The sequence below is a fragment of the Methylosinus sp. KRF6 genome, from assembly GCF_018887255.1.
Lineage (GTDB): Bacteria > Pseudomonadota > Alphaproteobacteria > Rhizobiales > Beijerinckiaceae > Methylosinus > Methylosinus sporium.
On the sequence record NZ_JAHLJF010000001.1, the window covers coordinates 3,944,034 to 3,963,104 of the forward strand.

The 19,071-nt window shown below is 59.7% G+C and carries 18 protein-coding genes; 1 reads left to right on the top strand and 17 read right to left on the bottom strand.

All coding sequences use genetic code 11. The annotated features are described in order from the left end of the window. Positions 1–129 precede the first annotated feature (129 nt). Positions 130–1,623 carry a hypothetical protein gene (locus tag KP010_RS18615; protein ID WP_246659995.1) on the bottom strand — a complete coding sequence of 498 codons (1,494 nt, stop codon included), beginning with the start codon at positions 1,621–1,623 and terminating at the stop codon, positions 130–132. On the opposite strand from KP010_RS18615, the gene KP010_RS23420 reads away from it, so the two are divergent. Beyond that, a complete protein-coding gene (locus KP010_RS23420) occupies positions 1,537–1,767 on the top strand; it encodes a hypothetical protein (RefSeq protein WP_246659997.1) in 231 nt (76 codons plus the stop codon). The two genes, KP010_RS18615 and KP010_RS23420, sit on opposite strands and share 87 nt — an antisense overlap. Positions 1,768–2,406: 639 nt before the next feature. On the opposite strand, the gene KP010_RS18620 is transcribed toward KP010_RS23420, so the two are convergent. From KP010_RS18620 to KP010_RS18695, 16 genes are all read right to left on the bottom strand, one after another. Continuing rightward, positions 2,407–3,354: a glycosyltransferase family 2 protein gene (locus KP010_RS18620; RefSeq protein WP_246659994.1), complete on the bottom strand. Its 948-nt coding sequence runs from the start codon at positions 3,352–3,354 to the stop codon at positions 2,407–2,409. Further along, positions 3,351–4,484: a glycosyltransferase family 4 protein gene (locus tag KP010_RS18625; RefSeq protein ID WP_142864441.1), complete on the bottom strand. Its 1,134-nt coding sequence runs from the start codon at positions 4,482–4,484 to the stop codon at positions 3,351–3,353. The genes KP010_RS18620 and KP010_RS18625 overlap by 4 nt, the downstream gene beginning before the upstream one ends. Further along, the gene (locus KP010_RS23425; RefSeq protein ID WP_166144284.1) at positions 4,485–5,084 is read right to left on the bottom strand and encodes a putative colanic acid biosynthesis acetyltransferase; all 600 of its coding nucleotides are present in this window, start codon (positions 5,082–5,084) and stop codon (positions 4,485–4,487) included. It abuts the gene before it with no gap. A 1-nt stretch (position 5,085) separates the two neighbouring features. Then, on the bottom strand, positions 5,086–5,931 hold the full coding sequence (locus tag KP010_RS18635; RefSeq protein ID WP_185966615.1) for a bifunctional 2-polyprenyl-6-hydroxyphenol methylase/3-demethylubiquinol 3-O-methyltransferase UbiG: 846 nt from the start codon (positions 5,929–5,931) through the stop codon (positions 5,086–5,088). A gap of 50 nt (positions 5,932–5,981) precedes the next feature. Beyond that, positions 5,982–7,406, bottom strand: coding sequence for a lipopolysaccharide biosynthesis protein (locus tag KP010_RS18640; protein ID WP_185966616.1), 1,425 nt, complete (start codon positions 7,404–7,406; stop codon positions 5,982–5,984). Positions 7,407–7,488: 82 nt separating this feature from the next. Further along, positions 7,489–8,172: an FkbM family methyltransferase gene (locus KP010_RS18645; protein ID WP_185966617.1), complete on the bottom strand. Its 684-nt coding sequence runs from the start codon at positions 8,170–8,172 to the stop codon at positions 7,489–7,491. A gap of 254 nt (positions 8,173–8,426) precedes the next feature. Then, positions 8,427–9,197: a bifunctional 2-polyprenyl-6-hydroxyphenol methylase/3-demethylubiquinol 3-O-methyltransferase UbiG gene (locus tag KP010_RS18650; protein ID WP_216281312.1), complete on the bottom strand. Its 771-nt coding sequence runs from the start codon at positions 9,195–9,197 to the stop codon at positions 8,427–8,429. 79 nt (positions 9,198–9,276) lie between these two features. Then, complete coding sequence (locus KP010_RS18655) at positions 9,277–10,806, bottom strand: hypothetical protein (protein WP_142864445.1); 1,530 nt, start codon at positions 10,804–10,806, stop codon at positions 9,277–9,279. Then, the gene (locus KP010_RS18660; RefSeq protein WP_216281313.1) at positions 10,803–11,834 is read right to left on the bottom strand and encodes a glycosyltransferase family 9 protein; all 1,032 of its coding nucleotides are present in this window, start codon (positions 11,832–11,834) and stop codon (positions 10,803–10,805) included. Before KP010_RS18660 ends, KP010_RS18655 begins: the two co-directional genes overlap by 4 nt. A gap of 73 nt (positions 11,835–11,907) precedes the next feature. Beyond that, positions 11,908–12,633 carry a class I SAM-dependent methyltransferase gene (locus KP010_RS18665; RefSeq protein ID WP_185966619.1) on the bottom strand — a complete coding sequence of 242 codons (726 nt, stop codon included), beginning with the start codon at positions 12,631–12,633 and terminating at the stop codon, positions 11,908–11,910. 213 nt (positions 12,634–12,846) lie between these two features. Then, positions 12,847–13,782: a glycosyltransferase gene (locus tag KP010_RS23430; protein ID WP_216281314.1), complete on the bottom strand. Its 936-nt coding sequence runs from the start codon at positions 13,780–13,782 to the stop codon at positions 12,847–12,849. A 143-nt stretch (positions 13,783–13,925) separates the two neighbouring features. Then, a complete protein-coding gene (gene rfaE1 / locus KP010_RS18675) occupies positions 13,926–15,413 on the bottom strand; it encodes a D-glycero-beta-D-manno-heptose-7-phosphate kinase (protein WP_142864449.1) in 1,488 nt (495 codons plus the stop codon). A gap of 93 nt (positions 15,414–15,506) precedes the next feature. After that, positions 15,507–16,055: an HAD-IIIA family hydrolase gene (locus tag KP010_RS18680; protein ID WP_185966620.1), complete on the bottom strand. Its 549-nt coding sequence runs from the start codon at positions 16,053–16,055 to the stop codon at positions 15,507–15,509. Positions 16,056–16,077: 22 nt separating this feature from the next. Next, on the bottom strand, positions 16,078–16,659 hold the full coding sequence (locus tag KP010_RS18685; RefSeq protein WP_142864451.1) for an SIS domain-containing protein: 582 nt from the start codon (positions 16,657–16,659) through the stop codon (positions 16,078–16,080). 86 nt (positions 16,660–16,745) lie between these two features. Continuing rightward, positions 16,746–18,053 (bottom strand): WcaI family glycosyltransferase, encoded by a 1,308-nt coding sequence (locus tag KP010_RS18690; protein WP_185966621.1) that lies wholly within the window; start codon positions 18,051–18,053, stop codon positions 16,746–16,748. 237 nt (positions 18,054–18,290) lie between these two features. Next, positions 18,291–18,848 (bottom strand): transcription termination/antitermination protein NusG, encoded by a 558-nt coding sequence (locus KP010_RS18695; RefSeq protein WP_142864453.1) that lies wholly within the window; start codon positions 18,846–18,848, stop codon positions 18,291–18,293. Positions 18,849–19,071: the final 223 nt, after the last annotated feature.

Here is a 19,071-nt window from a genome sequence, read left to right on the forward strand (position 1 = left end):
GTATCAACCGCCGGGACTCAACTCGCCGCTGGATGAAACTTCGGGGGCACGTCAACCTGACACACGACCGATAGAAGCGCCGAGCCCGAGTAGTCGCCGAGAAAATCACCTTGCAAAAGCGGGGGACTCTCAACGCGATACTTCGGAACGTTGAACGTCCACGAACGCATTTTTCCGTCGATAGACGCCATCCAGCAGTCCCTGCCGGACAATCCCAACGTCCGCATGTTCGATCGAATTGGCCTCCACGATGACGTCCTTCACGCTTGCGAAATCGGTCGAACGACCGTTGATTTCGATATGGGCGTTTCCTTCCAGGCGATTGCCTCGAATGATCACGCCTCTTATCAAAGGAGTTCGATTGTGCCGCCACGGCGCCACGAATGCGCCGAGGATCGAATCGCCGGCTTCCGTCGCCGCATTGGAACCGCCGCGGTACACATTGCCGTCCAGTATTCGGTTATCGAGAAACTGAGTGCCCCAGCTCGCTTGCACATGATGGTACCAGAGAGCCCAATCGACAAACCCACCCGAGCGCTCGGAAACGTTTCCGACCACATAGCTTTCGAGCGCGGTTCCATATAGCTGCACCGCTATGCCGACGTCGGAAAAATAATTGTCGACATAGAGGTGATGGGTGCGAGCCGGGACGATCGTGACGATGGAGCTGACGTCCGGCTCAATCTGCAGCGGTTTGTCGAGCGTAATCCGTTCTCCATCGCGGGCTTCCACTGTCGCGAACTGGCCCGCGCCGCGTCCACCGAGCACAAAAAGCGTTGCGCCGGCCCAACTCGGGGAGTCGGCAAAGGAAATCGACCCGGGAATCGCAGCGGCGGTCGACGGTGACGCGATCGCAATCGCTCCATCACCGATCGGCGCGACGGCCCCGTAATAGAATCCACCGGGACCGTCGGTGGTGACCGCCTCCCGATCCCAACCATACATTCGTTCGAATGTATTCGCATAAAATAGAACATTGCTCGACGCTAAAGACGTTCGAATCGGAGAGACGCCGCCGCCGCTGGCGGTGACGTCGACTCCGGAGATGACATTGCCCTCGAAGATGACGCCATCTCCGCCATGGACCGCGTACCAGCCGCCGCGGCCATTATAGAATTTGTTGCGGGCGATATATGCGTTACGCGGCGCGAGCAATTCGAAAGCCCGTGACGAGCCGTAGAGGTCCGAGTCCGTGACCTCGATGTCCGCGCCGCACAACCGCAATGTATCGGCTCCCGTGCCGGTCGCCTGGTAGAGCGACTGCTGCAGTCGATTTGCGTCGGCCGCCGAAATATGTCCCCGATAAGCCGAAGCGCGAATGGTCACGCGATGCAGCCGCACCCTGCCGCCGTTTTTCGGCTGGGGCGCGCATCCGCCGTCGACGACGTGGCGATGGTTCGAGGCGTAGAGCGTCACGTCCTCGAGGCCGAAGTCGCCACCGCCTTCGACGAGCGCTGGAGGCGGCGCCGCGAAATCCGTCCATATCAAGGCGACCAGGTCGCGGCGTTCGCCGCGCAGGATGACGCCGGCGGGAATGTGCAGCGCATCGGACAATCGGTAGCGGCCGCGCGGCAGACGCACCTCGCCGCCGCTCTTGCCGGCTTCACTGAGCGCATGCGTGATCGCAGCGGTATCGTCGACGAGTCCGTCGCCCTGCGCGCCGAAGGATTTGGCGTCGATCGAAACGGCGGGGCGGGTCGGCGATCTACATATCTCGAACGTGCCGGCGTCGACCGCGCCGAAGGCGTCGCCCTGCCCATTTTGTAGTCGCAGTCGATATATGCCGACGCCGAGCGAGGTCGGCAGGGGGAATGAGGCGTCCCACATCGTATGACGCTGCGGACGCAGAGCGGCGACGATCGCGCCGTCGGAGGTCGATAGCGAAAGCGTCGCGTTTTCATTTCGAGCGATGTTGCGGCCCAATATGCGCAAGACGCCGCCCGGCGTCGCGCACGACCCCCGATCGCCGTGACTCCAGAACACCGCCGGCGCATTCAAAACGCCGCTCACCGAGCCGTCGCGCGTCGCGAGCGTGTATCGATACACTCCGCTCGCGACCTGGGTCGGGATGGTGAATTTCACCGACGTCGACGATGGCTGCACCGGATCGACGCGGATCGGCGGCGGCGACGCATCCGCGTCGTCTCGAACCCGCTGCACGAAAATACTGTCGATCTCTTCGAGACCGGCGCCGGTGACGAGGACCGTTTCGTCTGGACCAACGGGGTCGCTCGCATAAAATATGCTCGGCGCCGCGGCGCAGACGCCCACGAGCCCCACCCATCCGAGCAATGCCGAAATCGAGCCGGCAATGGCGTCACCGATATGCATCGTGAGCTCCTTGTCCCGACGTCCGACGACGCGTGGCCAATTCGATTCGCATCGGGAAAAAACAGCGAGCGTGATCTATTCCGCTAGAACCGCCAAACGGGTAAGGCGGGCCAACTCTTTGCGAGCAATGTGCGGATCGAGATCGCGCGGAATCTGACGCTCGAGTTCGATCAATTTCACGCCGACCAGAAAACGATACCAGAATCCTTGCAAGAAATGATAGACGAGGCCCTCGACGCCGTCTAGGAAGCCGAGCTGCGCTGTGTATCGATATAAAAAATACAGCGTCGGTCCGATCGGGAAAGGCAGATTGTCGTAGAATGATCGCTTTACGATGCGTTTGCGTCCCGCTTGCCCCGCGAGACCGTCGCTCGCGTCGTCGTCGAATCCAGCTAGGCTGCGGCGGCGCGCGAACGCCTTGGTTGCTTCGCGGGTCGCATAATGATTGTGCTTGTCGATGAAGAACGAAATGTCTTGCAAATTGTGATCGCGGAATCCGCCCACGAAATTCATCGTTCGGCCGCCCCAAACGACAATGTGTTCATCCATCCAGCTCTGTTCGACTCGCCCGAACCCGCGTCGCCAGAGACGCAGCAGGTGAAGCGGATAACGTCCGCCGTGCGCGATCCAGCGACCGAGAAAAATGTGCTTGCGGTTGAGGTGAACGCCGACAATGTCTTTCGCCAGCTTCGGAAGGTCTTCGCGAATTTCGCGGGCCAGATCGTCCTCGACGACCTCGTCGGCGTCGATTCGCAGCAGCCACGTCGCATTGGTCGCGATATGATCGAGCGCCCATTGGAACTGGATCGCCTGGTTGACAAACGGGTTCTGCAGCACTGTCGCGCCGTGGCGACGCGCGATTTCGACGGTATCGTCGGTCGAAAACGAATCGATCACGAAGATCTCGCCGCAAAATGTTCGGATCGACTCCAGACAGCGAGCGATATGAATCTCCTCATTATAGGTCAGCACGATCGTCGCGAGACTCGGCGCATCCAAAGCGGGTTTCGACGATGCGGTCACGAGCGCGCTCCACGATCTTTTGCGAGTTCGACGAAATCGGCCATGAACAAATCCGCGACTCGGTCGGCGTCGAAGTTTTGCGACGTATGGATGGCCGCGGCGCCGAGAGCGTCACGCAGCTCGGGAGATTTCATGAGCAATTCGAGCGCCTGAGCCAGGGCCGTTTCACCATTGCTCCGGTGATCGAATACAAATGCGTTGTCGCCATTCGCCGCGAAGTCGTCAAAGCAGGCGAGAGAGGAAACCACGACCGCGCAGCCGCACGCCATCGCCTCGAGCGGCGCCATGCCGAACGATTCGCCTTGCTCGGCGACGGACGGATAGACGAAGATGTCCGCGGCGCGCAGCCTCGAGGCGAGTGCGGCTTCATCGAAAATCGCCGGCTCGAAAGTGACTCGTCCTCCCGCGCGGCGACCGAGCGTTTCGAGTTCGGCGAGAAATCCGGCTCCATCGCCGCCCTCCGCGACAGCGCTCGGCCCCAATAGCGTCAATCGCCAATCTCCATGGTCGCGAATCTTCGAGAACGCGCGGATCAGCAGATCCAGCCCCTTTTCGCGAGCGATCCTGCCTGCATAGAGAATCTCTTTCCGCCGCGACCCACGCGACGGCTCGCGCAATTGCGTGAAGGTCGCAGACAGCGCGTTAGGAATGACCTCGACCCGCTCGGCAATTATCGGCGATTGGCGCAGCATCGCATCCGCGACTGCGCGAGACACCGCCTGCAAGCGGTCCGCCCGCCTGTAGAACCGCATTTGGCCTTTTGGAAAGCGCGCGACGCTGACGTAAATCTTGCCCGCGCGACCACGCGGAATGATAAGCGGAAGAGAGACGCTGTTGGTGATGGTCACGTCGGACGCCGGCAATACGGCGCAGACCCGTGCGGCGTAAACGACGTCGAACAGGCGATAGAGGAGCCTTGATCTCGGCGCGTCAATCGATGGCACGCGCAAATAACGGACGCCGTCGCGCGTCTCCTCGCGGGGCAGCTCGCCGAACTGGCGTGAGATCAAGGTTACGTCATGGCCTTTTCGGGCGAATGCGACGCATAAATTCTGCCAGATCCGTTCGACCGCGCCGCCCCGGAGAGGCGGAACGGGCAGATAAGGACCGATCACGCAGGATATCCGCATTCAAAGCGTCTCCGACGCTGTCGTGGACGGAGAGGGTCGCCAGATACGTGGCTTGATCGGCGCTGCGGGATTGCCGCGATAGACGGTCCAAGTCTTCGTATCCGTGAAGGCGCAGGCGCGGGCGCCGAGCACGCAGCCATCGGCGATCGTGACGTTGGGTCCGACGAAAGCTTCCGCTGCGATCCAAACATCGTCGCCGATGACAATCGGTCGTGCGACGAGTTGAAAATGGCGGTCCCGGAAGTCGTGTGCGCCGGCGCAGAGAAAGGCCCGCTGCGACACGACCGTGCGGGCGCCTATGGTGATCGGCGCCATATTATAGCAGTCGACGTCCGGTCCGAGCGTCGACCAGGGACCCAGTTCGAGATGGGCGGGAAGCCAGATGCGCGCGGACGCCGCGACGGCGGCCTCAGGAGAAACTCGGGCGCCGAAGAGGTTGAGCAGAAACACGCGCCAAGGGCTCATCACGCCCGGCGTCCAACGCGCGAACAGCGTCCATACGATGATCCACAGCAGTCGCAGCAAGCGATTCGATAATGAAAAGCTCGCGCCGCGGCCGAAATTCGCCGAATCGTCGGCTCGAAGAATTGTCGCTTTCACGTCAGGCAGCCTTCGTGTCGCGGCGCCGCGCGACGATGCCCAGCAAGATCAGCGAAGCGATGAACGCGTATTTGCGCGAAGGGTATTTTATCGGCAATTTGTCGACGCGCCATGCGCGCCCGAGATATGCCTCTAGGTCGGCTCCCGAAACCATATGCACCGCGTCGAAGTCGCGTCGCCACGCGGCATGGAACACCGCAGGATCGACGACGACGTGGAATTTTGGACGGCCTGTCAGGCGCGTGACCAAGGCGGAGCAGACGAGAGCAAAATTCACGATCAACTGCCGCAGGCGGCTCAAGTGGCGAATGGCGGGCGGAATATAGAGTGGGGATGTATATTTCGGACAAACGATGATGAGCCGCCCGTCGGCGCGTAGCATGGAACGCATGATGCCGAGGCACTCCGCAGGGCGCGTCATATGCTCATAGGCGAAAAACGAGACGACGATATCGAACGGTTCATCGAGTTTCAGTTCCGTCAGAGCGCCGACCATGAGAGGAATTTGCCTCTCCCGATAGAATGTCGCGTTGGTCGGGTTGATGTCGTGGGCGACGAAATCGAGTTCTCCGACGGACAAGGTACGACGAAGATAGTCTGGAAGGTCGCTCTTGCCGGCGCCGACTTCTAGTATTCGTATCCTTGATCTTGAGGCTACGATCGAATGGGCCATTGCCGCGATGGGTTCGAAGAATAGCGACTTGTCCGCGGACGCCGCGCAATCGTAGTAGGACGCATTGCTTTCATAGAAGGTCAGCAGATTCGCTTCCAATGCTCCGATCGCGTCCGCGACGGCCGGATTGTTGGACTCCACGATCAACGGGACGGCATGCGCTGCATTCGGCATTTGTTGTTCTTCCCTTGACGCCTTCGAGTGTGAACGCCGAGAGTCCCGGCTTATCGGCGCGATATGTCTTGGACAGTTCCGCGAGCTCTCGTCGTCAAGCGCTGCCGGACGAAAGTGAGGGGTGACTGAAAGGAAGAGAAATCGAACAAAAGCGCCGATACTGGCAATTCGAGCCAGTATGCGACAGCGCTCGTGACGATCAGCGATACGCCGAGTTCGCCGAGAATGCCCCCGACCAACATGCCTTCGACGCCGTAGCGGAGCGATAGAAGCGCCCCGCATCCCAGCGCCGCGACGCTTGCCACGAGCATCCAGAACGATAGGCCGAACATCCTGTTCGTCGCATTGAGGGCCTGAGCGCAAACGCGTCCGAAATGATTGGCGGCGAACATCAGACAGGTGAGAAAAAGCAGATGATATTGGAAGATAATTTGACCTTGCGTCCAAAAAGCGAAAATGAACGGACCGACCAGAGCCGCCGCGAGCGAAATCGCCATGAAGACGACCCAAGCCCCATGTGTGCCCGTGCGAACGAGGCGGGCGATCTCCGGCAGATTGCCTTTTCCTGCATTTCTGGCGAATTCGATTTCTAGCGGCGAGAGAAACACCATTACGATTTGATCGACCAAGCGCATGGCCGTTCCGTACAAGGCATAGATCGACACTGCGGCGCCGCCGCTCACGAGACTGAGCACGACTCTCGGACCGAGCAACAAGACCGCTTGGGTAGAAAAATTCGAAATCAAAAATCCGGATGCCGGACGCAACTGCTCCAGAACCCATCGTCTTTCGAGACCATGCAATTTGAACGAGACCCACGACGCCTGCCGTTTGGCCAGAAAGGTCACGACCAAAAGCTCGAGGATGCTCAGTCCGGCCATTGCCCAGGCGATCGTGGAGGGTCGGACCTGCCAAACCGATAGAAGGATCGACACGGAAACCAATTCAGTCAAGCGAACCGTACCAGACGCGAAATAGACGAGGCCGTAAGCTCCTTCCGCATATAGGGTGCCGACCGCCGCTCCGCGCAGCGTTTGAGCCAATATGCTGCAGACCATCGCTACGACGATCGCCACGCATTCAGCATTCGCGATGTAGACAAAATTCAAGCCGACGTGAAAATCCACCGCCGACAGGCCGAGTGCTCCGATCAATAGCAGAGGCGCGACCACGGATAGGCAGAATGACAGCGTCATTCCGAGCTGCCTCTGGGCCCGATCTAGATCGCGGGCGCCGACAGCCATGATGATTTCGTTCACCGATGGCGTCAGGATGCCGAAATTCGAATAGCTCAGATAGGACGTCAGCGAAGTGAGAGCGATCCACTCGCCATAGCCCGTTGCGCCCCATCCTCTCAACATCAGTGGGACCGATATGACCATCGAGCAGGCTGCGATCAATCTTATGAAGATCTGACCCGACATGCCGGCCAGCAAGCGACGTACGAACGCGCGATCGTGTTCCTTCGACGGCATTATTATTGCTCGTAGATGTGAGGCCGGCGGCAATTACGGGTTTTCGAGCGCTCGTGGGGTCATGAACACGAGCGGCGTTTGGTCAAGGGCAGATATCATTTGAAAAGCTGAATATGTTTTCCCCGCGAATTTGAAAATCGCGCGCGCCGTAGCGCAACATCGCTCTCAGAAAGTTTGTGGAGTTTCCAGTAAATGGCCGTAAATTGTCATGGAGCTCCAAAATAATCAGGGGCGCCTTTGCGACCCATTCGATATTTTCCTCGAACAATTCCGATTCGAACCCCTCGATATCGATCTTGATCACGAACGCCCTCTCATTTTCGCGAATGAGTTGCGGGATCGTAACCGTGCCGACGCCTGCGGAATCCGTCGTCTCGCGAGTTTGAAACGCCCATGCACCCATGCGTGGGTCGTCGATGGAGACTCGCGAAACACGTGAGTGGATCGCCTTCTGAATAGTCTCGACGCGACTCGGACCGACGTTTCTAGAAAGAAGCGCAAAATTACTTGCCTCCGGCTCCACGGCCACAACTCTGGCATCGGGAAACTTCAAAGAGAAAAACAAGGGAGAAGCTCCGATGTTCGCGCCGCAATCAATAATCAAAGGGGTTAATCCTTCATGAAGGATACTATCATGGCGCCGCTTTAGGCGCGGCCAGAAATACATATTTTCGAGATTATATGCACCATGAATAAATACATGAGAAAAAACCTTGAAGTCGGTTGAGTTCGCACGCAACGCAATATCGTATCTTTTGCCATTCATATCGAATATCGCCCATGTGTTACGTGTGCTTGGCCTCATCCGCAAGCCATTGCATCCCTCCAGGTACATTTTTACAAGTTTGGCGGCACGTCTCATATTGCTACCTATTTAGTTGGATTTGCTATGCGCCGACGGGAATCGCACGGATCGCATGCGCTTCGAGATATTGTTAAGACGAGCCGGGTTCGTATCGCATTCGAGCGCTGACGCCCGCGCAACAGGGTCCGTACGCGAGTCCATGCAACGGAGCCTGGTCACTTGCGCCAGACGGTTCGAACAATTGAGTTCAATCCGAGCCAGGCCAGCGCGCCCTTGACGGCATCTTTTGGGCCGTGTCCCTGCGGATACGCAAAATGGAACGTTCTCTGCAGATGAACCCGGCGATAGCCAAACGCGCCAAATAATTTTGTCAGCGAACGAACGTCGAAATAGTTGACGTGGTGGTCGAGATAATAGTCCCAGTCGTCTCCCGCGAGACGCGCGATACCGCCGCTGGCGTCCGGAACTTCGATGACGATCACACCGCCGTCACGCAGGGAGAAATCGAGACGCGCGACGACGCGCCGCGGCTCGGGAATATGCTCGAGCACGTGGAACAGCGAAAGTACGTCGAAGCTGCGCCGATTTTCCTCGAGGAACGGAAATATGCTGCTCTCCCGCCAATCGATGTCCGGGTAGCGCCCTTTTAGGAAATCGATCGCTCGCCGGGATTCTTCGACGGCGACGACGTCATAGCCTGCATTTCGAAATGCGAGCGCCGTCTCTCCGATGCCGCAGCCGAGTTCGGCGACGCGACCTTTGGACTTGAAGCGCCCGACCATATCGACACGCGCTTTGTTCCATGGGTTCACGACGACGTCGCAAGGGCGCCAATGCGCGTAATAGTCGCCGTCGTCGTATGGAGAAGACCATTTCGCGAGATCAAAGAAGCGGAAGCCGCAGGTCCCGTTGCGGCACCGCAGGATCGGCGTCGCCTTGACGTAGCTCGAAATGTCGGCGTCGGCGGCACAAATCGGACATTGCATCTGAACATCTTTCCCGCTCGAGGTGTCCTTCGATCGCGCGAGCCGCGCGTTGATGGCGACGAGATTGCAATCGGCCCGCCTAACGCGCCTTCATCGCGAAGCCGACGCCTTTCAAAAGAAACAACGCCAATAATGTCGTAGGAAACCCGCGGACGACCGGAACGAGCATCGTTATGATCGCTGTCGTGAACGTTAGGCTAATTGCGAACTGGCTAAATATAAGAATAAGAAAAACGCGGCTACCGAGCGCGTCCAAAAAAACGCGATACCAAAAGACGATCAGCGCCATGAAGAAAAACGACGCGACGAAGGCAAACGTCCATCCGCCCATCGTGTAGAGTTCACAGACCGAGGTGATCATGGGAAACCCGATATTGCCGACGTCGCGCAGTCCCATGTCCCAAGTTATGATATCCGCGTAGCCTTCCGTTTTTTCTATGCCGACATAGGGCATCGCATTGACGAGGATGTCTGCCAATCGATCCCATCGAATGCGGTCGATGGCGCCCGAAAGTCCGCATACGGAATCGGCGTATGGCAGATTGACCAATCTAGTTATGAATCCGGAGTCGAGGCCGAAATAGCGAGTGCCGAACGATCCTTCGAGCAAGGAAAGCCGGAGTCTGTCGGTTGTTTCCTGCCTTATCGCCGATTCACCGAACGGAAATAGAATCGTCTGCAACGTATCGATAGACGCGAATTTTTCGACTGTCGGCCATAAGGCGCTTCGTCCGGTTCCCAGAATGCCGGTGCTGCGGACATTGATTTGCGCATCGGAGAATGCTGTGAAGGCACCGAATGCGACATAGGCGACAATCAATATCCCTGCATTCCAGACACGGGGCGCAAAAATCAGATAGGCAAATATGAGAAATAGGCCGAATGAAAAGAGAACACTTCGTCCGTTGAGCGCGAGAGCGACAACCGCGGCGAAGCCAAAGGAAATCCACAACAGGCCGCTTTCCGTGAAGCGGCCGCGGACAGCTCTCAACTCCAGCGCCAGCCCGAGCCATGTCATGAAGCTGATGGCGCCGGCGACCGACGATACGGTCGGATTAGGAAAGATCGCAGTGACGGACAAGGAGACAAGTCCCACCGCCACGATTAGACCTCTGAACCGCGACAGCACTCTCATAGCCGCTTCCGAGCGCAGGAACGCGGCGGGCGATCCAATCCTGAAAAAATGAACGAAGCCCGCGGCCAGAGCGGAGGCGATCAGCAACAGCAATCCGAGGGACGAAGCGTGAATCGGTGAAAAAAGGCCGTCTTCGATCGGCTTTAGATGCGTCGCGGCGTATAGATAGGTCGAAAACGACCAGAACCACGCAGTGTTGGAGACGAGAAAAAACAAGAAGCGGTCCTTGATCGCCACGAATAGGCAAACTGTGATCAAGAACATGAAAGCGTGAATGATGGTAAAGGTCAGTTCCGCGAGAGGCGCGTAAACGACCAGAAGAATCGCATAGCCGCAGAGGAGAAGCGCGAAGAATTTCGAGAGGCGCCTATCGAACCGAGCTGCGAGAGAGGCGTCGCGTTCGAAATTCCGGGGCGCCCGCCCTCCGAGCGATATAGATGGCGTTAGCGCGCTCATTTGCAGCAGATTGCTCATCGATGTTCGCTTCTTTCCGCGGCCAAGTCGCAAAGCTCACGCGAAACTCGGCAATGAGACCCTACCGTCTCGAGCAGAAGTTTCTCGACAGAGGCGAGAACCTCGTCGATCGCGATTCGGCGCACGCCGCACATGTCGTGCAGGCAAATTTGGCGTGCGCCGATGGGGTGCCATTTTTTTGGCGGATTATTATCGCCGAAAAGCGCGACGAGCGGCACCCGGACAGCCGCCGCCAAATGCATCGGGCCGCTATCGTGACCGATAAACAAGGCGGCGCGTTCGAGCGACGCGGCGGTTGCACGCACCGACAGTTTGCCGCACAGATTCAGCGTTGACCCGCTCCAGGCGAGTCGAGCGCATTCGGCTCTCTCGCGATCGTCCGCTCCACCGACAATGACGAGGCCGAGGGCTGGATGACGCCGCGACAGCATCTGAAGCAACGCTGTCCATTTGTCCGCACCCCAATCGTTGCTAGCGAGCTTTCCGCCCATGTTGATCGCCAGGAAAGGGCCCTCCGGCAAATGCTTTCGGGCGATCTCCCGTTCGTTCGGCGTGAGCATCAAGTCCCAGCTTGCGGGAGCGCCGAGATCGATTGGGCCGAGCTTCGTCAAAGAGCGTGCGAGACGCGCACATTCTCGTTCGACTTCGCCCGTGCGCTCGTTCAATCGCCGCAGACGCAGCGTCTCCTGGGAGACGCCGATCGCATCGTCGATGCCGCAGGTTTTGAGGAACAGCAGATCGCGACGCAACGCCAACGGCGAGCGCTCGGGCATCAGATAAACCATCCGGTCGGCGCCGGTCGCGAGAATCTCGCGGCGCAGACGTAGCAACGCCATCGGAGAGCGCGTGCCGACCGGATAGGCGAGTTCTCCGTGAATGAGACCGGACCCGCCCAGGACCTCGGCGAGAGAGCTCGTCGCGCCCGACACTGGAATATTCGTCAACGCGATCCGACGATCTCGCGGAAAGGCGCGCGCAATCGCGTGAAAGCACGGCAGAGCGACCACCGTGTCGCCGATGCTGCCCAACCGATAAATCAGCAATGTCTTAGACATGTTCCTGCTTTGGCGTCGTCGCCGCCCGGCGACCGAAGGCGTTCGTCTAGCTCTTGTGGGCGATAACGAATATGTTGAGAGTCAGCAGATAGCCGCCTAGCGCGCCGGTTTCGACGGCCAGCCGAAACATAGCCGCGAGTCGTATCATGCGCCACAGGCGGAGGCGCATGAAGCTGACGATTCCGCGCGCCACGGGTTCGTCCTCTTCCGCTTCGACGTTGACGAAGCCGATCGTCCCCAACACCTGTCGCATCGACTCGCGCGTAAAGGCGCGTTCATGCGTGATGTCGCCATAGCGCATCCTTCCGGCATATGGCGACGCGCCGTTGGGGACGTGGATCAAGAATTTCCCGCCGCTCTTCAGGATGCGCAGAACATTCTCGCACACGTCCCAAAGCTTCTCATGATCGAGATGCTCGAGCACATCGAAGGCGCAGACGACGTCGAAACTGTCGTCCGGCTGCGCGGCGAGGAACGTCAATGCGTCCTCGAGCTCAACGGAAAACCCAACCGCTCTGGCTTTTGCGACCATTTCTGGCGACAGATCGACGCCTTCGAGATTTTCGACGCCGAGGTCTCGCGCCACGCGCAGCAATGCGCCGTCGCCGCATCCGAGATCGAGAAGGCGTAGGCGACTGCCGATCGTCAGATGGCGGGATAGCAGGTGTCGAATCTGCGCCTTTCGGCCAGGCGATTCATCGGCGCCCCGATGCGAATAGACCGGATGGGTGGAGGCGTAAGTCGAAAGATAGGCATTTTGTCGCTTGGACACGCCGCTCATTCTCCTTGTGGCGAAGCCGCGAATTATAGATGCGCCGTTTCGTTCAATGGCAGCCGGCAGTAGCTGCCGGCTGCTTATTGTCGACTGCCCACGACGGCAGATCGTTTCGTTCACTTCGCGGCGAGCCTGGCTCGCTTCCTGTCAGTCTCGGCAAGGGTCGCCGAGCTTCGGGTCAATACGAGCTCCGCAGTAGATCAGAGACCGCTAGAAGCCGAGATAGGAAAGCACATAGAAGATGCTCGCCTCGTTGAAGGAACGATTGGCGGCGACGCGACGTCGGCCCGCCTCCGCGACACGCGACCGACGTCTTTCGTCCGCGAGCAACGCGAAGCACAGATCAGCGCATTCTGCCGCATTTGACCAGAACACCGCCTCCTCATTTTCGCGGTACAGTCGCTCATGATCGATGCTGCGCTCGGCGCAGAGCAGCGTTCCGACCGCCGGGATTTCGAACGACCGCGTCGTATGGAGGTCGAGGTTTCCCTTCGACAGAAGAACGAGACCGACTTTTGTGGCGCTGATCGCCTTCACATATTCCGCGTCGGCGAGCCGCTCGTCAACGACACGATCGCCCAGAGCCTCGAATTCTTGGGCGCGCCGCCAACGCGGACCGAATATTTTCAACGGCACGCCCCGCCGGACAAGCTCGAGAAGAAACGGACCGCGTTCGGGCATCCAGGTGCCGACGAAGGCTACCTCCGACGCGTAGATGCGCAAATCCTCGTCCGACAGCTCGGGACGCCGATGAACCACTTCATCGGCGCTCATGTTGACCCGCAACGCCCGGCGGGCGCCTGAGCGCAAAGCCTCGTCCACGCATCGATCGCGGGGAGCGACGAACAAATCGTAATGCGTCAAAGCAGCGAACAGCAGGCGCCAGCGCCTTCCGTCCCGTGGCGCGAAGCAATTATCGATGTGGTAGAGGACGACGGCTCCGCAGGAGCGACGCATTGTTTCCACGCAAGCGGCGGAGATAATATCGCCGGATTCAACCCAGGCGAGGTCGAAGCGCTTGCTCGCGATCGCGGCGCCGACCAGCCGCTCGACCAAGCCGGAGAAGCCTAATGCGCCGGTCTTGAACGCCCAGGCGTGCAAAACCGAATTGCCCCTGAATGCTTCATAGGGATTAACTGCTGTCACGAGGTGGCCGAGGCGGCGAAAAGCAGCTAGTCGATGCCCTGATGTGCCGGCTATCGGTCCAACGAACAGAACACGCAAGCTATCGGGCGAATTCGTACCTGTCATGCGAACGAGGTCTGCGCTTTGGAGATTTTGGCTATCGCTCAAATTGCCCTCGTCGAGCCCGCTTCCATCTTCTGGAGCAGATTGGTCGTGCTTCTTCCGTCGAGAAGCGAATGTGTCAAAACGCGTCCGCCGCGGGAAAGGACAAAATCCGCGCCGACCACGGCGCTCGCGTCATAGTCGGCGCCCTTCACCAGAAGATCGGGCGCGACGATCTCGATGAGGCGCAAAGGCGTATCCCCGTCGAAGACCACCACCATGTCGACGGCGTCGAGCGCGGCCAGGATCGCGGCGCGGTCGTATTGCTTGTTGATCGGCCGTCCAATTCCTTTGAGCCGCGCGACCGACGCGTCGCTGTTTAATCCGACGATCAGCCGATCGCAATTTGCGCGTGCATATTGCAACGAACGAATATGACCGGCGTGAATAATGTCGTAACAGCCGTTTGTGAATCCAATCCGTAGATTGGCTCTGCGCCATCCTTCTGCTCGCGTGACCGCCGATTCGAACGACCGGATTTTTTGTAGGCCGCCATCTATCCGATAATCGTCCCCACAAGACATTTCAACGAGCAGCTCCTGCTTCGTGACCGTCGCCGTTCCGCGTTTGCCGACGACGATGCCCGCCGCGCGATTGGCGAATGTCACTGCCGAATTGACTTTGGCCCCCGCGGCGAGGCTGAGAGCGAATGTCGCGACAGCCGTATCGCCGGCGCCCACCACATCGAACACCTCGCGCGCGGTGGCGCGCGAATGAAAGGCTTCGCCGTCGCGGGGAACAAACGACATTCCGCGACTCTCTCGGGTGATCAGCACGCCTTCGAACGACGACTCGGCGAGAATGGCGCGCCCCGCGCGTTCCGCCGCTCGATCGTCTGCGACGGCAACGCCAGTCGCAGCGAAAGTTTCCTTGAGGTTCGGAGTGATGAAGGTCGCCCCATCATATTTCGTAAAGCAATCGGACTTCGGATCGACGATGACGGGAATGTTCCTCGGCCGAGCCAGATCGCAGATCTCGCTCACCAGCGCCGAGGAAACGCAGCCTTTGGCGTAGTCGGAGATCACGATGGCGTCGCATTCCGATATCCATTTGCGGCATTCTTTCAACAGCGCCTCGAATATGCCATCGGAAACCGGAGTGACCAGCTCCTCGTCGACTCTGAGCACCTGCTGGCCGCCGGAGATGAAACGATTTTTCTGGGTCGTCGGTCGTTCTGGATCGCCGATGCAACAGGCGTTGACGATGCGCTCCGAGAGAAGGATGTCCTTCAGCTCGACGCCGGCCGGATCCACTCCGACAACGCCGACGAGACTGCAGCGCCCTCCGAGCCGAGCTATGTTCCGAGCGACGTTCGCCGCCCCGCCGGCGAACGACTCCACCGAGCTCTTCGCGAGGACCGGAACTGGTCCTTCAGGGGAAATGCGCTCAATCGAGCCGGAGATGAAACGGTCGACCATCAGGTCCCCCACGCACATGATGCGTCGAGAGCCGAAATTCGAAACGACGTCTTCGGAACGATCTATAGTCATTGCCGTTCGATCCCACTCTTATGTCTCGTGACCGCCGACGTGTCGAACTGCGTTACAAAAAACATTTTGCTTCGCGACAGTCGTGTCGACTGCTCAGCCCTGCGCGACCAGCAGGTTTCTGACGATTTGCGCGGCGTCGGCCATATTCTCCGCGATCAGCCGCCCGTGCGTGCGCGCCCAATCGAGATATTCTCTGCCGTGACCGCTGAGAACAAGAATCCCTACGGCGCCGATCGCGCAGGCCAGCTCGACGTCCGAGCGCTTGTCGCCGATGACGAACGAGTGAGAACAGTCGATGTCGAACGTTCTGGCGGCCTCTCTGACGAGGCGCGGCGCCGGCTTTCTGCAGTCGCAACGATCCGTCGGATCATGCGGACACACGAGCCAGCCCGATATAGATGCTCGACCTTCTGCGAGGAGAAATTCGACGCGTCGATTGACCTCATGAACCGCTTCGATCGGAAATAAGCCCTTCGCCACGCCGGATTGGTTCGTCACGCCGAACAGCAGGAGCCCGTGGCTCTGGAAGAAAGCCAGGGCTTCCGTGACGCGGTCTTCCAGCTCGACGAGCGCAGGGTCGCACAAATAATGGCGCTCCCGGATGAGAGTGCCGTCGCGATCGAGAAATACCGCTCGCTTCATGATTTTCGTGTCTTGCGCCATGTCAGGACGCAAAGCCCAGTTCGGCCTCGAGCGCGGCGCATAGGCTATGGCCGATGAGGATGTGGATTTCTTGAATCCTCGCCACTGTCCTCGAGGGAACCTCTAAAGTCGCGTCACAGATCTGCGCGAAACTGCCGCCGTCGGCGCCGGTCAGCCCGACCGCGCTCGCGCCAATTCGCCGAGCGGCCTCGACGCCGAGAAGAACATTTCGGCTGCGGCCGGATGTGCTGATGCCGAAGACGATATCGACATCGCGCGCGATCGCTTCGATTTGTCGAGAAAAAATATATTCGAAGCCGAGGTCGTTCCCGCAAGCGGTCAACACCGACGTGTCGGTGGTCAGCGCGAGGGCGGGAATGGGCGGTCTATCGCCCAAAAATCTCACCGCCAACTCCGCGGCGATATGCTGCGCGTCCGCCGCGCTTCCTCCGTTTCCGAAAAAGATCAATTTTCCGCCTGCCTCGATCGCCCCTCTGGACAGTTCGACCACGCGTTCGAACGGCTGGGCCAGCGCCTCGAACGAGGCTTCGATCAGCGCGGCATGTTCGGCGATCGCCGTTTCGAGAATGTCCCTCGGTCTCACAGATGACTCCTTGATATATTCGGTCCGACGACGATCGGACGCGTGCTACGCCGAAGTCGCGTGAAGGACGGAAAATGGACTTGGCGTCAGGCGCGCTCATCGAGCGGATCACATGCCCGCGCGTCGAAGACATCCTTCGCGGAGAAGCGGTCGTCGAGCAACAGAGCTTCGAAGCGCGGGAGCAGGCGTCTGGAGCTCAACGAGGCCGCGAGCCTCAAGCCGTTTTCGATCCGAATCGGGTCTTCACGAACTGCCGCCCGTGAGATCGCGTCCGCCATCGCCGCGTCGTCGCCTGTTGGAACGAGCAAGGCGACGTCCTGCAAGATGTCGAACAGTTCCGTTCCCGGCTCGGCCGCCGCGACCACCGCGCGCCCGCTCGCCAACATGCCGCCGAGCTTGGACGGCATGACCAGATCGGCCGCGCCTTTGTGCTGCGGCAGCACATGCAGGTCGGCCATGTTCAAAAGATCGGCGAGTCGTTCTGCCGGCTGCAGCGGCAGATAGAGGACGTTGGCGAGGCCGGCGTATCTTTGTTGCAACTCCGCCTTCTTGGGGCCGTCGCCGGCGATGACGAAATATATCCGGGAATCGCCGTCGAGCCGCCGCGCCGCGTCGAGCAGGACGGGAAGCGCCTGCTTGACGCCGACATGGCCGGCATAGAGCACCACGAAGCGATCGTCCGGTATGCCGAGCTCCGCGCGAAAGGCGTTGACGTCGCACCTGCCTTGAGGCTTGATCGCTTCGAGATCGACCCAATTGCGCAAGACCTCGACCTGCGACGCCGTCACTCCCTTGGCGATCAGAGCGGCGCGCATTTTTCGAGAAATGGTCACCACCCGATCGAAGGCGCCGAGCAGGGAGCGCTCCAACGCATTGGCGAATCGGCGCACGCCTGTCCCGGCAAGATGACCGACGGCAAAGGCTGCGTCGACCTCCAGGTCCTGGACATGCAGGATCGATCGCGCCCCGACGAGTTTGGCCGCGAGGAGCGCCGCCGGCGCGGAGAACAAGGTCGGTTCGACGCACATGACGACATCGGGCCGAAACCATAAGATACGCCAGATCACCATCGGCGCGGCTGTGAGAGCAAAGCTCAGTGGCGCCAACAATCGCCACACACCGCCGCCATTGGCGTTCATCAGCATCGGGCACCGCGTGACCGTGATGGCGCCGCGCTTCTCGTCGACATAGGCGAAGGCGCGATAAGGCGCGCGCACACGCCAGCCGGGATAGTGCGGCGGCGCCGTGACGACGTCGACGCGATGGCCGCGGCGCGCGAGAAATTCGGCGAGTTCGGTCGTATATTTTCCGCAGCCGATGAGTTCCGGCGCGAAATTGATCGCATGGATCAGAATTCTCGCGGGACGATAGGCGCTGGCGGCGGGTTCGAGCAAGAGCGTCTCGTCCCGGGGAGAAGCGACAGATGTGGCTGGGAGAAATGAAAACGCCATGGCGAGGAGTCCGAATGTTCGATCGCGATTGAAGCGATGGCGCCGCGAGAAGCCTCGGGAAGCGGAGGGCTCGTTTCGACGAGAAGGATTTTGCGGCGCATAGGGCTCGACCACGCTACCGCCATTCGGGTGACTCCTCTCCGAGCCGCCCGTTCGAGCCGTCCTCGCGATGCAGCGGCGTCACGCCGCTGGTTCAATCCACGTTCGGGCGAGCTTGACGCGAATGCCGCCACCCATGATGTCCAGCAACACGCCGACCCGGCCCGCGTCATCCAATCTATCGAGCACGCCGAGCGCGTCCGCGAATGGCCCGGCGATTAGCCGAACCTTCTGTCCGGGCCGCAGATCCTCGAGTGAAGACGAAGCGCTCGCCGCGTCCGAGAACGAGGTGAGCGCTTCGACCAATCCGCAGGGCGCGGCGAGCGGCCGGTCCTGCGCCATCACCAGTCCCGCGACGCCGCTCGTGCCATTGATGCTGCGCCAGCGATCGCGCCCGAGATCGAGGATGATGAACAAATAGCGGGGAAAGAGCGGGGCATAGACTGCGCGTAATTTGCGGGCGTGACGAACCGTCGTCAGCCGCGTCGGCAGAAAATGACGAAAACCTTGCGCGCCGAGATGCAGTTGCGCACTTATTTCTCGCCGCGGCAAAGTGTGCGCGACGTACCAACGCTCGTCGCCTTGCAGCGTCAGATCGCACGCCTGCCCGATGGCAGGATATCCGGCGTCGCTCGTCATGCGGTCGCCCCGATCATTGCCGAGAACCGCAGCGAGCCACAATGGCGATAGCGTTCGGAGAATTGATCGTCCATGCTGCTCATCTTGTTGTGGTCTTTCCGAATTCTCGGGCGATCCATGGTGCGTTTTGTTTAAATGATGCGTCGGAAGGCTTTTCACAACGCAATGTTTTATCGCTAATATTCGTCTCTATAAGTCGTGCGCGGATCATTCCCGAGGAATT

Bases quoted from the DNA above. Each gene is read 5' to 3' on its own strand.
- KP010_RS18625 (WP_142864441.1), bottom strand. From the start codon at position 4,484: ATGCGGATATCCTGCGTGATCGGTCCTTATCTGCCCGTTCCGCCTCTC.
- KP010_RS18635 (WP_185966615.1), bottom strand. From the start codon at position 5,931: ATGCCGAATGCAGCGCATGCCGTCCCGTTGATCGTGGAGTCCAACAAT.
- KP010_RS18640 (WP_185966616.1), bottom strand. From the start codon at position 7,406: ATGCCGTCGAAGGAACACGATCGCGCGTTCGTACGTCGCTTGCTGGCC.
- KP010_RS18645 (WP_185966617.1), bottom strand. From the start codon at position 8,172: ATGAATGGCAAAAGATACGATATTGCGTTGCGTGCGAACTCAACCGAC.
- KP010_RS18650 (WP_216281312.1), bottom strand. From the start codon at position 9,197: ATGCAATGTCCGATTTGTGCCGCCGACGCCGACATTTCGAGCTACGTC.
- KP010_RS18655 (WP_142864445.1), bottom strand. From the start codon at position 10,806: ATGAGCAATCTGCTGCAAATGAGCGCGCTAACGCCATCTATATCGCTC.
- rfaE1 (WP_142864449.1), bottom strand. From the start codon at position 15,413: ATGACTATAGATCGTTCCGAAGACGTCGTTTCGAATTTCGGCTCTCGA.
- KP010_RS18680 (WP_185966620.1), bottom strand. From the start codon at position 16,055: ATGAAGCGAGCGGTATTTCTCGATCGCGACGGCACTCTCATCCGGGAG.
- KP010_RS18695 (WP_142864453.1), bottom strand. From the start codon at position 18,848: ATGACGAGCGACGCCGGATATCCTGCCATCGGGCAGGCGTGCGATCTG.